14 protein-coding genes are annotated in these 18,903 nt (G+C 72.3%); 5 read left to right on the top strand and 9 right to left on the bottom strand.

The genetic code is table 11. The annotated features are described in order from the left end of the window. Window positions 1-166: 166 nt before the first annotated feature. Together glmU and glmS are read left to right on the top strand one after the other, a co-directional pair. A complete protein-coding gene (gene glmU / locus AC0IWM_RS22040; protein WP_471758568.1) occupies window positions 167-1,582 on the top strand; it encodes a bifunctional UDP-N-acetylglucosamine diphosphorylase/glucosamine-1-phosphate N-acetyltransferase GlmU in 1,416 nt (471 codons plus the stop codon). Window positions 1,583-1,842: 260 nt separating this feature from the next. Beyond that, window positions 1,843-3,669: a glutamine--fructose-6-phosphate transaminase (isomerizing) gene (gene glmS / locus AC0IWM_RS22035; RefSeq protein ID WP_471758566.1), complete on the top strand. Its 1,827-nt coding sequence runs from the start codon at window positions 1,843-1,845 to the stop codon at window positions 3,667-3,669. Between the two features lie 108 nt (window positions 3,670-3,777). Here glmS and AC0IWM_RS22030 read toward each other — a convergent pair whose 3' ends face one another. Beyond that, window positions 3,778-5,121, bottom strand: a complete 1,344-nt coding sequence (locus AC0IWM_RS22030; protein ID WP_471758564.1) for a dicarboxylate/amino acid:cation symporter — start codon at window positions 5,119-5,121, stop codon at window positions 3,778-3,780. Between the two features lie 389 nt (window positions 5,122-5,510). Here AC0IWM_RS22030 and AC0IWM_RS22025 point away from each other — a divergent pair, with 389 nt between their 5' ends. Beyond that, entirely contained in the window at window positions 5,511-7,427 is a 1,917-nt protein-coding gene (locus tag AC0IWM_RS22025; RefSeq protein WP_471758562.1) for a sensor histidine kinase, read from the top strand. After that, window positions 7,424-8,782, top strand: coding sequence for a sigma-54-dependent transcriptional regulator (locus AC0IWM_RS22020; RefSeq protein ID WP_471758560.1), 1,359 nt, complete (start codon window positions 7,424-7,426; stop codon window positions 8,780-8,782). Before AC0IWM_RS22025 ends, AC0IWM_RS22020 begins: the two co-directional genes overlap by 4 nt. Before the next feature lie 54 nt (window positions 8,783-8,836). Here AC0IWM_RS22020 and AC0IWM_RS22015 read toward each other — a convergent pair whose 3' ends face one another. The 7 genes from AC0IWM_RS22015 to AC0IWM_RS21985 all read right to left on the bottom strand — a co-directional run bounded on the left by AC0IWM_RS22015 (window position 8,837) and on the right by AC0IWM_RS21985 (window position 17,778). Next, entirely contained in the window at window positions 8,837-9,424 is a 588-nt protein-coding gene (locus AC0IWM_RS22015; RefSeq protein ID WP_471758558.1) for a PepSY domain-containing protein, read from the bottom strand. Window positions 9,425-9,519: 95 nt separating this feature from the next. Further along, a complete protein-coding gene (locus tag AC0IWM_RS22010; protein WP_471758556.1) occupies window positions 9,520-11,130 on the bottom strand; it encodes a PepSY-associated TM helix domain-containing protein in 1,611 nt (536 codons plus the stop codon). A gap of 36 nt (window positions 11,131-11,166) precedes the next feature. Further along, the gene (locus AC0IWM_RS22005) at window positions 11,167-13,437 is read right to left on the bottom strand and encodes a TonB-dependent siderophore receptor (RefSeq protein ID WP_471758554.1); all 2,271 of its coding nucleotides are present in this window, start codon (window positions 13,435-13,437) and stop codon (window positions 11,167-11,169) included. Window positions 13,438-13,921: 484 nt separating this feature from the next. After that, entirely contained in the window at window positions 13,922-14,230 is a 309-nt protein-coding gene (locus tag AC0IWM_RS22000) for a hypothetical protein (RefSeq protein ID WP_471758552.1), read from the bottom strand. Window positions 14,231-14,291: 61 nt separating this feature from the next. Beyond that, window positions 14,292-14,555 (bottom strand): DUF6894 family protein, encoded by a 264-nt coding sequence (locus AC0IWM_RS21995; RefSeq protein WP_471758550.1) that lies wholly within the window; start codon window positions 14,553-14,555, stop codon window positions 14,292-14,294. Between the two features lie 196 nt (window positions 14,556-14,751). Further along, a complete protein-coding gene (gene recD2, locus AC0IWM_RS21990; protein ID WP_471758548.1) occupies window positions 14,752-17,010 on the bottom strand; it encodes an SF1B family DNA helicase RecD2 in 2,259 nt (752 codons plus the stop codon). A gap of 90 nt (window positions 17,011-17,100) precedes the next feature. Continuing rightward, window positions 17,101-17,778, bottom strand: a complete 678-nt coding sequence (locus AC0IWM_RS21985) for a trna delta -isopentenylpyrophosphate transferase (RefSeq protein ID WP_471758546.1) — start codon at window positions 17,776-17,778, stop codon at window positions 17,101-17,103. 209 nt (window positions 17,779-17,987) lie between these two features. On the opposite strand from AC0IWM_RS21985, the gene AC0IWM_RS21980 reads away from it, so the two are divergent. Then, window positions 17,988-18,323, top strand: a complete 336-nt coding sequence (locus AC0IWM_RS21980) for a hypothetical protein (protein ID WP_471758544.1) — start codon at window positions 17,988-17,990, stop codon at window positions 18,321-18,323. 37 nt (window positions 18,324-18,360) lie between these two features. Here the strand turns inward: AC0IWM_RS21980 and AC0IWM_RS21975 are convergent, their stop codons facing one another. Beyond that, window positions 18,361-18,624, bottom strand: a complete 264-nt coding sequence (locus tag AC0IWM_RS21975; protein WP_471758542.1) for a hypothetical protein — start codon at window positions 18,622-18,624, stop codon at window positions 18,361-18,363. Window positions 18,625-18,903 lie beyond the last annotated feature (279 nt).

The raw sequence follows: 18,903 nt of genomic DNA, 5'->3' as shown, positions 1-18,903 counted from the left end.
AAGGGCTCCGGACCGTTCGTTCGGCCCCGATCAAAGCCTGCGTGAGGCGGGTCGCCGCGGCGCGCGCGGGGTTCGGACTTGAAACGGCCCCCGCCGCGCTTTAGCCCGCGCAGGAGCACTTCAGCCCGCGCAGCAACAGACGGCGCGGCCAGCGGCGGAATCCTCGATGACGGACCAGACGACCAGGATCACGGGGCGCAGCCTCACCGCCATCGTGCTCGCCGCCGGCAAGGGCACGCGGATGCGCTCGGACCTGCCGAAGGTGCTGCACCGGGTCGCCGGCCGGACCATGCTGGGGCACGTGCTCGCCGCGGCGCAGGGCGCCGGGGCCGGCCGCATCGCCGTGGTGGTGGAGCCGGGCCAGGAGGCGGTGGCCAGAGAGGTCGCCGCCCTGGCGCCCGGCGCCGCGACCTACCCCCAGGCCGAGCGCCTCGGCACCGCGCACGCGGTGCTGGCCGCCCGGGCCGCCCTGGAGGCGGGCGACGACGACGTGGTGATCGCCTTCGGCGACACGCCGCTGATCACCGCCGCGACCCTGGCGCGCCTGCGCGCACCCCTGGCGGAGGGGGCGGCCGTGGCGGTGCTCGCCTTCACGACGCCGAACCCGGCCGGCTACGGCCGGGTGCTGACGGACGGGGCGCGCGTGCTGGCGATCCGCGAGGAGAAGGATGCGAGCGCCGAGGAGCGGGCGGTCACCCTGTGCAATGCCGGGCTGATGGCCCTGTCGGGGGCCCGCGCCCTCGCCCTCCTCACCCGGATCGGCAACGCCAACGCGGCGGGCGAGTACTACCTGCCCGACGCCGTCGCCCTCGCGGTGGCGGACGGCCTGCCCGTGGCGGTGGTGCCGGTGTCGGAGGCGGAGGCGCAGGGCGTCAACGACCGGGTCCAGCTCTCGGTGGCCGAGGCCGAGATCCAGGGGCGCCTGCGCCGGGCGGCCCAGGTGGCGGGGGCGACCCTGATCGCGCCTGAAACCGTTTTCTTCAGCATCGACACGGTGTTGGGGCGGGACGTTCTCGTGGAACCTCACGTGGTGTTCGGGCCCGGCGTGAGCGTGGGCGATGCCTGCGTGGTGCACAGCTTCTCGCACCTGGAGGGCGCCACCCTGGCGGCCGGCGTCCAGATCGGCCCCTATGCCCGCCTGCGCCCCGGCGCGGTGCTGGAGACGGGGGCGCGCATCGGCAACTTCGTCGAGGTCAAGAACGCCCGGATGGGGCCGGGCGCCAAGGCCAACCACCTGACCTACGTGGGCGACGCCGAGGTCGGCGCGGGGGCCAATCTCGGGGCCGGCACCATCACCTGCAACTACGACGGGGTGAACAAGCACCGGACGCGGATCGGGGCGGGCGCCTTCATCGGCTCGAACACCGCCCTGGTGGCGCCCGTCAGCGTCGGGGCGGGCGCCATCGTGGGTGCCGGCTCGGTGATCGCGGCGGACGTCCCCGAGGACGCCCTGGCGGTCTCGCGGACCCGTCAGCGCAACCTGCCCGGCTGGGCGCCGGGCAAGCGCGCGGCCCTGCAGGCGGAGAAGGCGGCGCGGGCCGAGGCACCGCGGGACAGGACACCGCGGGACAAGACGCCGTAGGACGGGCCATCGGACGGCGGCGAGGCTTTTCGACGGGGCATGTCGATGGGATTTGCGCGGCTCGCCGGCGGGGACGGCGCCCCGGCCGGCAAGCCCGTGTTCAGGATTGCCGGGCCAGACTGCCTCCTCGACCGGCCTCCGGGCCGGGTGGCTGGCGCGCGCCCGTCCCGATCCGGTACAAGCCCGGGCGGACCCGTTCGCGCCCGATCCGAAGTACCGGCCCCGATCCCCCGTGCCGGCCCCTTGAGAGACCCAGACCCATGTGCGGAATCGTTGGCATCGTCGGACGGGACGCCGTGGCCGGGCAGCTGGTGGAAGCCCTGCGCCGGCTCGAATATCGCGGCTACGACTCGGCCGGCATCGCCACCCTGACCCAGGGGCACCTCGAGCGCCGGCGCGCCGAGGGTAAGCTCTACAACCTCGAGATGCGCCTGCGCGACGCGCCGCTGGCCGGCAGCATCGGCATCGGCCACACCCGCTGGGCCACGCACGGCCGCCCCAACGAGACCAACGCCCACCCGCACGCCACGGCGCGCCTCGCCGTCGTGCACAACGGCATCATCGAGAACTTCCGCGAGCTGAAGGCCGAGCTCCAGGCGCAGGGCGTGCGCTTCGAGAGCGAGACCGACACCGAGGTGGTGGCCCAGCTCGTCAGCCACGCCATGGACCAGGGCCTCGGCCCCGTCGAGGCGGTGGCCGCCTGCCTGCCGCGCCTGCACGGGGCGTTCGCCCTCGGCTTCGTCTTCGCCGGGCACGACGACCTCCTGATCGGCGCCCGCCACGGGGCGCCGCTGGCCATCGGGTTCGGCGAGGGCGAGACCTATCTCGGCTCGGATGCCCTGGCGCTGGCCCCCTTCACGGAAGCGATCACCTATCTCGACGAGGGCGACTGGGCGATCCTGTCGCGCGCGGGCGCCGAGATCCGCGATCAGGCCGGCCGGCCTGTCACCCGCGAGCGCCAGCGCATCGTCGCCCAGGCCTTCCGGGTGGAGAAGGGCAACCACCGCCACTTCATGGCCAAGGAGATCCACGAGCAGCCCGAGGTGGTGGGCCGCACGCTCGCCCACTACGTCGACCTCGCCCAGGGCCGCGTGGCGCTGCCCGAGGCCCTGCCCTTCGACTTCGCCAAGCTCTCGCGGATCTCGATCACCGCCTGCGGCACGGCCTACTATGCCGGCCTCGTGGCCAAGTACTGGTTCGAGAGCCTGGCCCGGCTTCCCGTCGAGATCGACGTCGCCTCGGAGGCGCGCTACCGCGAGCCGCCGCTCGACCGGGACGGGCTCACCCTCGTCATCTCGCAATCGGGCGAGACCGCCGACACCCTGGCGTCGCTCCGCTACGCCAAGGCGCAGGGCCAGCACACCCTGGCGGTGGTCAACGTGCCGACCTCCACCATCGCGCGGGAGGCCTCGGCGGTCGTGCCGACGCTGGCCGGCCCCGAGATCGGGGTCGCCTCCACCAAGGCGTTCTCGTGCCAGCTCACCGTGCTGCTGTGTCTGGCCATCCATGCGGGCCGGGCGCGCGGCACCCTCGGCGCCGAGGCGGAGCGCCGCCTGGTCGACGCGCTGATCACCGTGCCGGGCCTGATGGCCGACGCGACCAAGCTGGAGGGCGCGATCGAGATACTGGCCCGCGAGGTCGCCAAGGCCCGCGACGTGCTCTACCTGGGGCGCGGCACCAGCTACCCGATGGCACTGGAAGGCGCCCTGAAGCTCAAGGAAATCAGCTACATCCACGCGGAAGGTTATGCGGCGGGCGAACTCAAGCACGGCCCGATCGCCCTCATCGACGAGAGCGTGCCGGTGATCGTGATCGCCCCCCACGACGCGATCTTCGAGAAGACGGTCTCGAACATGCAGGAGGTGGCCGCCCGCGGCGGGCGCATCATCCTGATCGGCGACGCCAAGGGCGCGGCCGCGGCCGGCCTCGACACCATGGCCACCGTGACGATGCCCGACCTCGACCCGGTGGTGGCGCCCATCGTCTACGCGGTGCCGATCCAGCTCATCGCCTATCACACCGCCGTCTTCATGGGCAAAGACGTCGACCAGCCGCGCAACCTCGCCAAGTCCGTCACGGTGGAATAGGGCGCCGGTTCCGGGACGCGAACGAGAAGGGGGTGCGGACCGGCCGGTCCGCGCCCCCTTCTTTCCATCCGGCGGGAACCGGGCGCCGCGCGCCCGGTCCGTGTCGGCTCACGTGGCCGGCTGCAGGGCCGGGAGCTCCGAGTCCAGCGGCATCGGGTTGCCGCCCATGGCGGCGGCGAGCTTGACGTCGTCGACCTCGCCCTCCCAGCGGGCGACCACGATGCAGGCCACCGCGTTGCCGATGAAGTTGGTGATCGCGCGGCACTCGGACATGAAGCGGTCGACGCCGAGGATCAGCGCCATGCCGACGACCGGCACCGAGGGCACCACCGCGAGGGTCGCCGCCAGGGTGATGAACCCCGAGCCGGTGACGCCGGCCGCGCCCTTCGAGGAGAGCATCGCCACGAGGAGCAGCAGGCCCTGCTCGCCGTAGGTGAGCGGCGTGTCCGTCGCCTGGGCGATGAAGAGCGCCGCCATCGTCATGTAGATGTTGGTGCCGTCGAGGTTGAACGAGTAGCCGGTGGGGACCACGAGGCCGACGACGGGCTTCGAGCAGCCGGCGCGCTCCATCTTCTCGAGGAGCGAGGGCAGGGCCGACTCGGACGACGAGGTGCCGAGCACCAGCATCAGCTCTTCCTTGATGTAGCGGATGAGCTTGATGATGGAGAAGCCGTTGTAGCGGGCGACCAGGCCGAGGACGCCGAGGACGAAGATCGCCGAGGTCAGGTAGAAGGCGCCGACGAGGTAGGCGAGGTTGGCGAGCGAGGCGATGCCGTACTTGCCGATGGTGAAGGCCATGGCGCCGAAGGCGCCGATGGGGGCGACCTTCATGATGATGTTGACGACGCCGAAGATGGCTTCCGACAGCACCTTGATGATGTCGAGCACCGGCTTGCCGCGGTCGCCCAGGAAGGCGAGCCCGAAGCCGAACAGCACCGAGAAGAACAGGACCTGGAGGATCTCGCCGCCCGAGAACGCTCCCACCGCCGTGGTCGGGATGATGTTCATCAGGAAGTCGGTGATCGACTGCGTCTTCGCCTTGTCGGCGTACATCGCGATCGACTTCGGATCGAGGGACTTCGGATCGATGTGCATGCCCGCGCCCGGCTGGACGAGGTTCGCCACGATCAGGCCGACGATCAGGGCCAGGGTCGAGAAGGTGATGAAGTAGATCAGCGCCTTGCCGCCGACGCGGCCGACCTTCTCGAGGTTGGTCATGCCGGCGATGCCGGAGACCACGGTGAGGAAGATCACCGGCGCGATGATCATCTTGACGAGCTTGATGAAGGCGTCGCCGAGCGGCTTCATGTCCGCGCCGACCTGCGGGTAGAAGTGGCCCAGCGCGATGCCGATCGCCACCGCGACCAGGACTTGGAAATACAGGGTCCTGTAGATCGGCTTGGGCTTGGGCGGCGCGTGCGGCGCGGTGAGGGGCAATGGTACAGCGGCCATGATGGCGTTCTCCCGGTTGGTCTCTCGAAGGATGTCGGCTCGGCCCGGGGCCAGCGCCCCGCCTCCGTCCGCTCTTGGTCTTGCGCCTGCGGGCTCCCGCCGGCCCGCTCGCGCCCTGGCGGGGCGCGGGAACGGGGGCGAGGGCCGCTCGGCCGGTAGCCCTGCGCTTCGTGCAGGGCAGCCTTACTCTCCCGGAATGGCAACCGCCGTGCCAGCGGCACGGCGCACGAAACTTTTTGTTAAACGCCTGATATCAGGATCGTTTTTTCCATGACCCCGCGCCGCTCCCAGGATCGCCTTGCGAAAACCCGGACCCGGCCGCGGAATCCCGTCCGAGAATTCGCAGAGGGGCGGCGGGCATGACGCCGGAGGCCATGACACCGGAGGCCATGACACCGGACACGATGACGCCGGACACCCTGACGCCGGGGGACCGGCCGATCCCGGCACACCGTGCGAAGGTGCACGTGCCGAGCCGCCGGAGCCTCGTGCTGCTGGCCAGCGTCACCGCGATCCTGCTCGCCGTCTGGGTCGCCGGCGGCGTCGCCGAGCGCTGGGCCCTGGCCGACCTGCGCCGCACCGCCGAGGCGACGCTGGGGCTTCAGGTCGGGGTCCTGGCGGCCGAGATGCAGAAGCAGGCCTCGCTGCCCCTGGCCCTGGCGGCCGACCCGGAGATCGCCGCCGCGGCGGAGGCCGCGCCGCCGGAGGCCCTGATCGGCCGCGTGAACCGGCGCCTCGCCCAGGTCGCCGAGGCGACGGGCTCGGCGGTGATCTACGTGATCCGGCCGGACGGGATCACGGTGGCGGCCAGCAATACGGAGGGGCGCGGCAGCTTCCTCGGCCGGGACTACGCCTTCCGGCCCTATTTCCGGCAGGCGATGCGCGACGGGGCCGGCTCGCAGTTCGCGCTGGGCACCGTGAGCGGGCGCGCCGGCCTCTACCTGTCCCGGCGGATCGGGAGCGCCGGCGGCGTCGTGGTGGTCAAGATCGAGTTCGACGCGGTCGAGGCCGCCTGGCGGGCGGCGGGGGACGGGGTGTTCGTCGCGGATGCGCGCGGCATCGTCCTCGTGGCGAGCGACCCGGCCTGGCGCTTCACCACTCTGCGGCGGATCGACGAGGCCGAGCGCCGGCGCATCCGCGAGGCCCTGGAATTCGGCGACGCCCCCCTCGACGACATGCCGCTCTATCCGGCCGCCGGCACGGCGGACCTCGTGCGCGTCGGCCAGGGCGCGCGGCCGGCCTGGGCCGCGCTGCGCCTCGACGCGCCGATCCCCGGCACCGCCTGGCGGCTCACCACCCTGACCTCCCTGGGCGGCACGGTGGAGCGCGAGCGGGTCCAGGCCTGGATCATCGCCGCCCTGGTCACGGGCCTGGCCTGCCTCGGCCTCACCGCCCTCGCGGGCCGGGGCCGGCGCAACCGCGAGCACCTCGCCCGGGCCTCGGCCCAGCGGGACGCCCTGGAGGCCCGCGTCCGGGAACGCACCCTGGAGCTCACGGCCGCCAACGGGATGCTGCGGCTCGAGATCGAGGAGCGGCAACGCGCCGAGGCCGAGCGCGAGCGCCTGGGGCGCGAGCTCGCCCAGGCCGGGCGCCTGGCCGCCCTCGGGCAGTTCGCCGCCAGCATGGCCCACGAGATCAACCAGCCGCTCGCCGCCATCCGCTCCTACGCCGACAACGCCGCCATCCTGGTCCGGCGCGGCCGGACGGAGGAGGCGGCGGAGAACGCCTTCGCCATCGGCCGCCTCACGGACCGCATCGGCGGCCTCACGCGCCAGCTCAAGGGGTTCGCGCGGCGCTCCTCCGCCAAGCGGGAGCCGGTGGCCCTCGCCGAGATCCTGCGCAACGCCCTGGAGCTGGTCGAGGCCCGGGCCTCGGCCGCCGGCATCCCGCTGGTGACGGAGGCGGGCCCCGACGGCCTGCGGGTGCTGGGCGACGGGCCACGCCTCGAGCAGGTCGTCGTGAACCTGCTCCAGAACGCCCTCGACGCCGTGCAGGGCCGGCCCGATCCCCGCGTCGCCCTGCGGGTCGTCGTCGAGGCACCGGACCGCGTCGCCCTCGAGGTCCGCGACGGCGGGCCGGGGATGCCCGAGGCGGTGCGGGCGCAGGTCTTCGACGCCTTCTTCACCACCAAGGCGGACGGGCTCGGGCTCGGGCTCGCCATCGCCCGCGGGATCGTCGAGGATTGCGGCGGCAGCCTCACCGTCCGGGACGATCCGGCGGGCGGTACGATCTTCCGCATGGCGCTGGCGAAGGCCCCGGCCTACGAGACGGCCGGAGCAGCCGGACCGGCGGAGACGACGACGTGAGCGAGAACAGGGATGGGGCCACCTCGGCCGAGCGGGTCGTCTTCATCGACGACGAGGCCGATGTCTGCCGCGCCAACCGCCAGAGCCTGGAGCTCGACGGATTCCGGGTGGAGACCTTCGGGGCGGCCGGGCCGGCCCTGACCGCGATCCTCGCCGACCCGCCCGGCCTCGTCATCACCGACGTGCGCCTGCCGGACCTCGACGGGGTCGCGCTGTTCGCGCGCCTGCGGGCGATCGATCCCGAGCTGCCCGTCATCCTGATCACCGGCCACGGCGACATCCGCATGGCGGTGGGGGCGATGCGCGACGGCGCCTACGACTTCCTGGCCAAGCCCTACCCGGCCGAGGCGCTGCTGGCCTCGGCGCGCCGCGCGCTGGAGCGCCGCCGCCTCGTCCTGGAGAACCGCCAGCTGCGGGCGCGCCTCGACGCGGCCCTGGAGGAGGATCCGGCCTTCCTCGGCGTGTCGCCCGAGATCGTGCGCCTGCGCCAGCTCGTGCGCGAGGTGGCGCAGGCCGACGTCGACGTGCTCGTCTTCGGCGAGACCGGCGCGGGCAAGGAGGTGGTGGCGAGCGCGCTGCACCGCTGGGGCCGGCGGGCCAAGCGCAACTTCGTGGCGATGAATTGCGGGGCGCTGCCCGACAGCGTGGCCGAGAGCGAGCTGTTCGGCCACGAGGCGGGGGCCTTCACGGGCGCCATGAAGCGCCGGGTCGGCCGGATCGAGCACGCCCAGGGCGGCACCCTCTTCCTCGACGAGATCGAGAGCATGCCGCTCAACCTGCAGGTGAAGATCCTGCGGGTGCTGCAGGAGCGCAGGGTCGAGCCGCTCGGCGGCAACGACAGCCTGGCCATCGACATGCGGGTGGTGGCCGCCACCAAGGTCGATCTCGGCCAGGCGGCGGCGCAGGGCACCTTCCGCGACGACCTCTACCACCGGCTCAACGTCATCACGATCGCGATCCCGCCCCTGCGGAACCGGCGCGAGGACGTGATCCTGCTCTTCCAGGAGTTCCTCCGGCGGGCGGCCGCCCGCTTCGGCCGCGAGGTGCCGGCGATCACCGGCCCGGTGCTGGAGCACCTGCGCCGCCACGACTGGCCCGGCAACGTGCGCGAGCTCGGCCACTTCGCCGAGCGCTACGCGCTGGGCCTCGGCACCCTCGAGCTCGCGGCGCCGGAGATCGTCACCGCCGGCACCCTGGCCGAGCAGGTCGACCGCTTCGAGCGCGGCCTCATCCGCGAGGAACTGATCATGGCGGGCGGGGATGTCCGGCTCGCGGCGGAATCCCTGGGGACGCCGCGCAAGACCCTCTACGACAAGATCGCCCGCCACGGGCTCACGCCGACCGACTACCGCTGAGGGTCCCGGCCGGGGCGGGGAGGCCGGCTCCGGAGCCGGTCTCCCTCGGTCACGTCAGTCGACGACCTTGCCGTCGGGGCCGACCTTGACCTTCTGCTCGCGGTCGCCGAGCGCCACCTTGATGTCGTACCGCACCGAGGCGCCCTCGCGCTCGACCTCGGCCTCGTAGGCCTTGCCGCCGCCGGCCTTCTGCTCGGCGATCTTCAGGGCGTCCTTGAGCGAGGTGGTGGCCTTCTGGAAGTCGGCGGGCTTCAGGCGGGTGAAGTAGCGCTCGATCGGCTGGTTCTCGGTCTTGTAGAGGGCGCCGCTATCGGCGTTGATGCCGTACTCGACCAGCTTGCCGTCGGGGTACACGACCTTGATGCTGTAGTGGTTCGGGTTCTTGCTGTCGGCCTTCTCGAAATCGGCGTCGATGGCGCGGCCCTTCTCGCCCTGCTGCTCGGCGGTGGTCAGCGCCTGGGCGAGGCTGACCTTGCTGGCGGCGGCGACCTGATACTCCTTCATGTCCTTCTCGGACTTGGCCATGTCGGTCTTTGTCGTGTCGGTCTTGGTCGTCTCGGTCTTGGGGGCGGGCGTCTGGGCCAGCGCGAGGCCGGAGCTCATCGCGAGGAGGCCGGCGGCGGCGGCGAGGCGGTGCATCATGGCGGGTCGTCCCTTTTCGGGTGTCGTTGAAGGACCCTGGAAACGACCGGCGGGCCGGTTGGTTGCTCCGCACCAACCGCCGCGTCGCCCGCGCCTCAGCGGGGCGAGGCCCCCGTCGACGCGAGGGCGCCGAGGCCCGGGTGCCGCGTCGCGGAATCAGGACCTTGGACCGGCGCTTGCCGGGCCGCCCGCCGCGGGCCGGCATAGCGGGCGAGCTTGCGCGCCGCGAGAGCGAACAGGCCCGCCAGGGCGAGGAGGGTCGCGTCGAACCACAGGAAGCGCGCCTCCCCGGCCGGCAGCCCGGCCCAGCGATGATCGACCAGGGCGAGGTCGGCGGCCAGGACCGCGAGATAGAGGCCGGCCGTCGCGGTCAGCGCCGCGCCCCAGGCCCGGCGCGACGGGCCGGCAAGGGCCGCGAGCGTGACGAGGAGCCAGGTCGCGAAGAAGGCGCCGATCTCCCAGTCGGCCCGGCCGGACAGGGTGGGGGGCACGAGGCGGTTGGCGAGGAAGTAGGCCGCGATGGCCGCCGGGAGCCCGGCGACGGCGCCGATGTTCAGGGCCTGGACGAGGCGCAGGCCGAGGAAGCCCCGCTCGCCGGGCCGGGGCAGGCGCGCCACCGACCAGAGCACGAGGCCGGTCGCCACCATGGCCGAGCCCATCAGCCCGCACAGGAAGAACAGGATGCGCAGGGCCGGTCCGGCGAAGTGCGCCTCGTGCAGGCCGACCAGGGTGGTGAAGGTCCGGGTCGCCGGCTTGAGGCCGCCCTGCCGGACCTCCCGCACCGCGCCCGTCGCCCCGTCGAAGGCGACCTGCGGGTGCTCGTGCGAGAGCCCGTGCGGCTCCTCGAACACCGCCGTCACCACGGCATGCGCGTCCCGCGGGTTTGCGATCGACAGCCGCTCCAGGGGCTCGGACACCCGCGCCATGGCCTCGCGCACCATCGGGCCGATGGGCGCCAGGGTGCCGGGCTGCCCGGCGGGCGGGCGGGGGGCCGGGATCTGGCCGCTCTCGGCGAAGAAGGTCTGGGCCTCGCCCCGGTAGGCCGTGGTGATGCCCCAGGGCATGTACATCACGCTCAGGGTGACGATGCCCGTGTAGGTGATCATCAGGTGGAAGGGCAGCGCCAGCACGCCGGTGACGTTGTGGGCGTCGAGCCAGCCGCGCTGGGGCGCCTTGTCCCGCCGCAGGGTGAAGAAATCCGCGAAGATGCGCCGGTGCGTGACGATGCCGGAGATCAGCGCCACCAGCATGATCATGGCGCAGAGGCCCACGATCCAGCGGCCCCAGAGCGGGGGCATGTGGAGCTCGAAGTGGAAGCGGTAGAGGAAGTCGCCGCCCTTCGTGTCGCGGATCGCGGCCGGCGTGCCGGTCGCCGGGTCGAGGCGGGCCTGCCCCGGCGGGGTGCCCGGCCTGGTCCGCCAGAACAGGTCGATCACCGGGCTGTCGGGCGTCGGCAGGCCGATGGACCAGGTCCGCGCGCCCCCCGCATGGGCGGCCAGGTGGGCGACGCCGAGCTCGGCCGCCCGCGCCAGGTCGTCGGCCGAGAGCGATTCCACCCGCGGGAGCTCGGGCCGCATCCAGCGCGAGACGTCGGCCCGGTAGTAGCTCGCCGTCCCGGTGACGAAGACCGCCAGCAGGACCCAGCCGACGACGAGGCCGGACCAGGTGTGGAGCCAGGCCATGGCCTGGCGGAAGCTCGTTCCCATGCGTCCTCCGGAAGGCTGGGGCGGCGCCGGCGCGCGCTACCAGCGGTAGCGCAGGGTGGCGTAGACGGTGCGGGGCAGGCCGTAATAGCAGTTCGAGTAGCTGAAGCAGCCCGTGACGGTGCGCGCGTCGAGGAGGTTCTGCGCGTTGACCTGCATCGTGAAGCCGTTGAGCGTCGCGTCGAGGTTCTTCAGGTCGTAGGACAGCACCGCGTCCACGAGGACGCTCTCCGGAACCTTGAAGGTGTTGGCCGGGTCGCCCCAGGAGGAGCCGAGATAGCGCACGCCGCCGCCGAGGCCGAGGCCCAGCAGGGGACCGCCGGTGAAGCGGTAATCGGCGAACAGGGAGATCGTCGTGTCCGGGATCTGGACCGGCACCCGCCCGAGCAGCGGCACCTGCCGGTTGGTGACCTGGTTGAGCGTCGTGGTGATGTCGCCGACGACGCGGGCGTCGATGACCGAGATGCCGCCGACGACGTTCAGGCCCTCGGCCAGGGTGGCCCGCGCCTCGAATTCCAGGCCCTGCACGCCGACCGCGCCGGTCTGCACCACGAAGGCCCGGTTGACCGGATCGGTGTTCGTCGCGTTCGAGCGGCGGATGTCGAAGGCGGCCGCCGTGAGCAGGATGTCGGTGCCGGGCGGCTGGTACTTGATGCCGGCCTCGAACTGGTCGCTGGTGATCGGATCGGGGATGCGCCCGATCGAGCCGAAATTGGCGTCGAAGATCCGCCCGGCGGTGATCGGCTCGAAGGCCTCGCTGTAGGAGACGTAGGGCGCGAAGCCGTTGTCGAAGAGGTAGAGCAGGCTGGCCCGGCCGGTGAAGGCTTCCGAGGGCACGTCCTGGTTGGTCACGACGTTCGTGGCGAGGCTGCGGGTCGGGCCCGAGGTGCGCGCCCAGTCGTAGCGGCCGCCCAGGGTCAGGACGAGGCGGTCGAACTTCACCTGGTCCTGGACGTAGATTCCGGTCTGCTCCGCCGTGATGCGCGCATCCGTGGTGAAGGGCGGCGTCGGGATGTTCATGTCGTAGTTGGGGTCCAGCACGTTGAGGCTGGGCGCCGCCGGGAAGGCCGACGACAGGGTGCGGGTCTCGAAGCTGCGGTGATCGACGCCGACGAGCGCCGTATGGGCGAAGCGGCCGGTGTCGAACTTGCCCACGAGGTTGTTGTCGATGGTGTAGGCGTCGATCCCGACCCGGGTGGCGATGCGCGAGCGGTCGATGAGCGGGCCGCTGGCGAAGGGGCCGGTGCTGTCGTTGAAGGCGCCGTAGACGCTGCGGTAATCGCCCTCGGTGCGCAGGTAGCGCGCCGCCGAGTGGAGGTGCAGGGCGTCGTTGAAATCGTGGTCGAAGATGTAGCCGATCGAGGCCTGGGTCCGGTCGGAGCGCTCGAAGTTGCGGTCGCCGTCGTAGAAGTTTACCGGCAGCCGGCCGCTGGTCCCGTTGCCGAAGTTGCGCGGGAACAGCGTGCCCACGGCGGGAAAGCCCCCGTAGAAGCCCGAGAATGGATCGCGCTCGTAATTGCCGATGATGGTGAGCGAGGTGTCGGCGGAGGGCCGCCAGGTCAGGCTCGGATTGATGAGGACGCGCTCGACCCGGGTGGTCACCGCCGGGCCGTCGCCCGTCCAGCCGAGGCCGACGACGCGGTAGGCGAACTGGTCGGCCAGCGGGCCGGCCTCGGCCGGGATCGGGCCGCCGACATCGAAGCCGCCGCGCACCTCGCCGAAGCCGCCGCCCTGCACGAAGATCTCGCCGTGCCGGACGAAGCGCGGAACCTTGGAGACGAAGTTGACGATGCCGCCGGGGCCGGACTGACCGTAGAGCACCGAGGCCGGCCCCTTGATGACGTCGATGCGCTCCACGCGATAGGGATCGACGGAGGGAGCGGCGTCGCGGTTGCCGGGCAAGGGCAGGCCGTCGAGGAAGAGCGGGGCCAGGAAGCCGCGGATATAGAACTGGTCGGTTCGCGTGGCGCCGGAGCCGCCGCGCTGCTCGGTGGTCACGCTCGGCGAGTAGCGCAGCGCCTGGTTGAGGGTGAGCGCGTTCTGGTCCTCGATCTGCTGGCGGCCGATCACCGAGATCGACTGCGCGGTCTCGACGATCGGCGTGTCGGTCTTGGTGGCGACCCGGCTCTGGCTGGCCACGTAGCCGCGCACGGGTCCGACCGCGCCGCCGGGCTGGCTGCCCGAGGCGTTCCGGCCGGTGCCGGCGCCTTCCACCGAGAGGGTGTCGAGGGTCACGGTCTCGACGGCCGCCTGTGCCCGCGCATCCCGGACCGCGAACCCGACAGCAACGCCGGACAGGAGCGTCGCCATGAGGCAGCGTTGCGCTGCTTTGGTGACGACACGGGAACTCTCATTCGACGCAAAACGGTTCACAGCCAAAGACCATTCCAACGAGCTTACGAAGGCGATGCCGCGGACGTGAATTGCATTACTATCCGTGGCACGCGAACGTCTTGGCAGAATCCATAATTCATCTGCAAGTTATATGTTTTTTACTTATTCCAAGGTGGAACTGCGGCGCGACCGCCTCGCCCGCACGGCGTTTAATCCTCACGGGCGCGAAGAAAATCGCGGTGCGACCCGAAATCCACGGCCGGGGGGCCGGGACGCGGATGCGCGCATGGGGGGAGGGCAGGGCGGACCGAGGGCCTGGACCTGATCCGGGCGCGGCGCGGACACATCACCATCCTCGACCGCCCGACCCTGCGGATCCTGGCCGATGGCGGCTCCGGCGCCGTCGAGGCCGAGCACGCCCGGCTGATCGGGGCGGCCCGTCCCTCCTCCCGCCCCGGATTCAGGCCGCCAGCGGCAGGGCCTCCGGCGCCGGGGCGGCGGCGCGGATGCCGAGGAAGGCCTCCACCGCGCCCAGGGTGTCGAAGGCCATGAATTCCGGCCGCAGGGGGGCGGGAAGGCCCGCGAAGGTCAGGCTCCGGAAGGTGTCGGGATGGGGATAGAGCTGGTAGGGGCCGCCCGCATCGAGCGGCGGGAACAGGATCGCCACCTTCCGGTCGCCGAGCCGGACGAGGCGGGTGCTGCTGTAGGACAGGGTCTCGATCCTATAGGCGGTCCGCTTCGACGTGCCCTTCGTCATGATGCCTCGCATGGTTCCGTCCTCGCTCGCGTCTCGTATGAAAAACCCCGCACAGACTCCGCCCCGCCCGGTCTCAGGCCGCCCGCGCCAGCGGCATGGTCTCGCGGAAGGCGAGGAGGAGGACGCGCCGGCCCTGCGCGTCGTGGACGTCGACGATCCAGTCCGACCAGTCGAGCCCGGCCCCGACCCGCTCCATGGCGTGCAGGGCCACCTCCACGGCATGGAAGCGGACCTGGGTCGGGTCGGCGAGGGCGAGGCCCTTCGGGTCGATGATGGCCACGTGGCCGTCGGTGCAGTGGAACCGGTAACGGGATCGGGACTCACGCGGGACGGTCATGGCCGGGCCTCCAAGGCTCCGGATTCTCCCGTCGGGAGCGTCACCCGGGCCGGTTGTCCGGACTTCGCGGCCGGATCGTGCAACGTCGTCGAACCGATATAAGTTCTTCTTTTGTTCTCATCAAGATTCCGGCCCCGCGCGTTCTGACGCGGCCTTGCGGCAAAGCTTGCCGGCCGGCGCGGGGCCGATCCCGTTCCTAGCCGCGCTCGCGCAGCCACTGGCCGAGCCTGGTCCAGCGCCGGGCCTGCCGGCTTCCGGACACGGCCGTCCGGATCGCCCGGGGCTGGCCGACCAGCACCACCAGCTGCCGGCCCCGGGTCACCGCCGTGTAGAGGAGGTTGCGCGCCAGCATGGTGAAGTGCTGGTTGACGATCGGGATCACCACGGCCGGGTACTCGGAGCCCTGGCTCTTGTGGATGGTGGTGGCGAAGGCCGGCACCAGGGTGTCGAGCTCGCCGTACGGATAGGCGACCTCGCGCCCCTCGAAGGACACGATCACCGCCTGATCCTCGGCATCGAGGCGCACGACCCGCCCGAGATCGCCGTTGAAGACGTCGCGGTCGTAGTCGTTCTGCGTCTCCATCACCCGGTCGCCGGGCGAGAAGCGCCAGCCGAAGCGCTCCACCGCGGTCTCGGGGGGCGGGTTCAGCACGCGCTGGAGTTCGTGGTTGAGGTTGCGGCTGCCCAGCACCCCGCGCAGCATCGGCGTCAGCACCTGGACGTCGCGCAGGGGGTCGAGGCCGAAGCGGGCGGGGATGCGCCGGGTCACCACCTCGATCAGCCGGGCGAGGCCGATCTCGGGATCGTCCACCGCGATCCAGTAGAAATCCGCCGCCGCGTGCGCGGATGCGCCCTCCCGCACCGGAGGCACGGCCTCCGGCACCGGGGGCAGGGCCTCCGGCATCAGGCCGCGGTTGATGCGGTGGGCGTTGACGACGATCCGGCTCGCCGCGGCCTGGCGGAACACCTCGGTGAGGCGGGCGACCGGGATGCGCTCCGAGGCGATGAGGTCGGCCAGGACCTGGCCCGGCCCCACGGAGGGCAGCTGGTCGACGTCGCCCACGAGGAGCAGGGCCGCCCGCTCCGGCACCGCCTTCAGGAGGGCGTTCATCAGCGGCACGTCGATCATCGAGGCCTCGTCGACGACGAGGAGGTCGCAGGCGAGGGGGTTGTCGGCGTCGCGGGCGAAGCCGCCCCGGGCCGGGTCGACCTCCAGCAGCCGGTGGAGGGTCCTGGCCGGGAGCCCGGTCTGCTCGGTCATGCGCTTGGCCGCCCGGCCGGTGGGGGCGGCGAGGAGCACGCGCACGCCCTTGGCGACGAGGATGCGCAGGAGCGAATCCAGCGTGCTGGTCTTGCCGACGCCGGGGCCGCCGGTGAGGACGCAGAGCCGGGCGGCGAGCAGGGTGGCGAGGGCGGCGCCCTGCGAGGGCGACAGGGTCCGGCCCGTGCGGGCCTCGACCCAGGGGATCGCCCGGGCGGGGTCGATGGCGGGCCAGGGCGGAGCCCCGTCGCGGCGCTCGAGCAGGCGCTCGGCGATGGCGCGCTCGGCCCCGTGCAGGCCCTTGAGGAACAGGCAGGTCTCGCCTTCGATCGTGTCCGCCACCACGTCCGCGCCGCGCAGTTCCAGGGCGATGGCGAGGCGGATCAGGTCGGGCTCGACCTCGAGCAGGCGCTGGGCCAGGGCCACGAGGCGCTCGGTCGGCAGGGCGCAATGGCCCTCGTCGGTGGCGGTCTGGAGCGCGAAGGTGACCCCGGCGCGCAGGCGCCGGGGCGCCTCGCGGGCCATCCAGAGCCGCATCGCGATGGCGTCGGCGGTGCGAAAGCCGATGCCGCGGACGTCGCGGGCGAGCCGGTAGGGATCCTCGGTCATGACCGCGATGGCCTCGCGCCCGTAGGTCCGGAAGATGCGCACGGCCCGGGCGGTGCCGACCCCGTGGGCGTGCAGGAAGACCATGATCTCCCGCACCAGCCTCTGCTCGGCCCAGCCGCGCAGGATGCGGGCGGCGCGCTTGGGACCGATCCCCTCCACTTCCGTCAGGCGGCCGGGCTCCGCCTCGATGACCGCGAAGGTGTCCGCGCCGAACAGGGCCACGATGCGCCGCGCCATGGCCGGGCCGATGCCGCGCATCGGTCCGGAGGCGAGGTAGCGCTCGATGCCCTCGCGGCCCGTCGGCGGCGTCACCCGCAGGGTCTCGGCCCGGAACTGCAGCCCGTGCTGGCGGTCGCTGGTCCACCGGCCCGAGGCGGCGATCCACTCGCCGGCCGCGATCGCCGGGGCGTGCCCCACCACCGGCACGAGGTCGCGCCGGCCCGCCGCCTGGACCTTGAGCACGCAGAAGCCGGTCTCGGCATTGTGGAAGGTGACGCGCTCGATCGTGCCCGCGAGGGTGTCGCGGGGCTCCGGGCCCCGAGACGCCTCGCGCGCCTGCGGTTCGAGATCTCCCGGGCGGATCATCCTGTTCACGCCACCGGCCCCGCCTGACGATCAGGCCGCGCGGCGGCCGGGCTTCTTGGCTCAGGCCGCGCGGCGGCCGGGCTTCTTGGCTCAGGCCGCGCGGCGGCCGGGCTTCTTGGGAGGCCAGCCCAGGGCGACGAGGCGGGCGCGGGCGTAGTCGCGGACCTCGTCGCGGGTGCCCGGCGGCATCCGGGCGAGAACCTGCTGGGTCTCGGCGTCGAGCATCAGGTCGGTGACGGCGTCGATGCTGTCCTGCGCGTCGATGCGGCGCTTCAGGTCGGCCTCGGCCTCGGTCACCTCGTCGAACGGGTCGGGATCCGCGAAGGCGTCGTCGACGGCCCGGAACGCGGCCGGGGACCCGGCCCGGAACTCGTCCGCCTCCTCCTCGGAATAGACGAGGCCGTGCAGTTCCAGGAGCTTGAGGATGACCCGGTCCTTGGCGCGCTTCTCGGCCATGGCGTAGACGTAGCCGGCCTGCTTGCCCGAGACCCGGTAGTTCACGTTCACCAGGGCCTCGCCGATGGACCACTCGACCCGCTCGGTCCCGGCCTTGGCGCCCGCCATCCGGCCGGTGACCAGGATCACGGCCTCGTCGCGCTCGGCCCGCACCAGGGTCGGCGGGTCGAAGGCGATGCCGGCCTGGGCGGCGATGCGCTCCAGGGTCCGGTGGTAGATCACCGCCGTGCCCTGCACCCGCCAGACATTGCCGCCGAAGGGTTCGCCGTAGCGGACCAGGATGTCCGCGATCTGCTTGTCCGCCGTTCTCATCGGGCCTTCCCGTCGAGGCTGCCCAGGAGGCTGGGCGCAGGCCGTGACCCACGGCCACGTTCCTGATATGTTCCAGAAGGTGTGATGTGGTCCCTGGGCCGTGTCATGACAAGTGGGCGCACAAGTGGATGCGTTGACTCCGAACCCGCCGTAGAAGAGGCGCCGGACCTCTGCTGTCCTCCGGAGCCGCAGCGCGAACAGGAGCGCCGATGACCTCGCTGATCTTCTCCGTGTCGAGCCCCGAGGGCGACGGCACTTACCGGATGGAGGCGACGAAGACCGCCCGTGGCGTGCGTTTCACTTGCACCTGCCCGGAGGGCGTCGCGCAGGAACATTGCGAGCACCGCATCGCCCTGCTCCTCGGGGAGGTCGGCCACCTCGCATCGGTCGATCCCGCGGCGGTCGCGGCGCTCTCCGCCCTGACCCGCGGCTCGCCCCTGATGCACGCCGTTCACCGACTGGCGCAGGCGGAGGCCGCCGAGGCCGAGGCCCGCGCCGACCTGGCGCGCGCCCGGCAGGTCCTCGCCACCATCCTGGACGGCTGAGCGGCGGAACTCTCAGGCAGCCGAAATCTCGGGCGGCTCAGCCCCGGTCGGGCCGCGCCTCCCAGATCGCCGCCTCGACGAAGGGGCGCTTCAGCTGCGGGCCGGCGGCGCTGCGCAGGACGAAGTCGTTGGCGCCGGGATGGCGGCGGATCGCCTTGCCGAGGTTGAGCCGGTAGCCCGCCCCGAACACGAAGGGCGGCGCCATCGGGTCGTCCATGTAGGCGTCGACGGCCGCCGTCACCTCGGTCGCGGGAATGAGGCCCAGGTCGCACAGGGCGCGAATCGTCAGCTTCTCGGTCATGCACTCCTCCATAGGCCCCCGGAGGGCGCCGCCGCAACGCGGCCCGTCGCCCGGCGCGCGGACGCGGTCTTGAGCCGCGGGAGCGCAGGGGCTACCTCTGGGCACGGGGCCAAGCTTGCCGGAACCCCGGCTCCGCGCCCCGCGCGGGGCAGGGGCGTTCGGACAAGGGGCGTTCCGAGACGCCGTCCCCCGGCCGAGAGTGCGATCCCCTTGTCGCCGATCAGGCGGTCGTTGCCCTCGGTCCCGCCGAGGACGACGTGCTCGCCGCCGCTGAACTTC

It is taken from the genome of Methylobacterium sp. AC433, from assembly GCF_979253015.1.
This window is presented reverse-complemented; position numbering and strand designations above follow the sequence as displayed.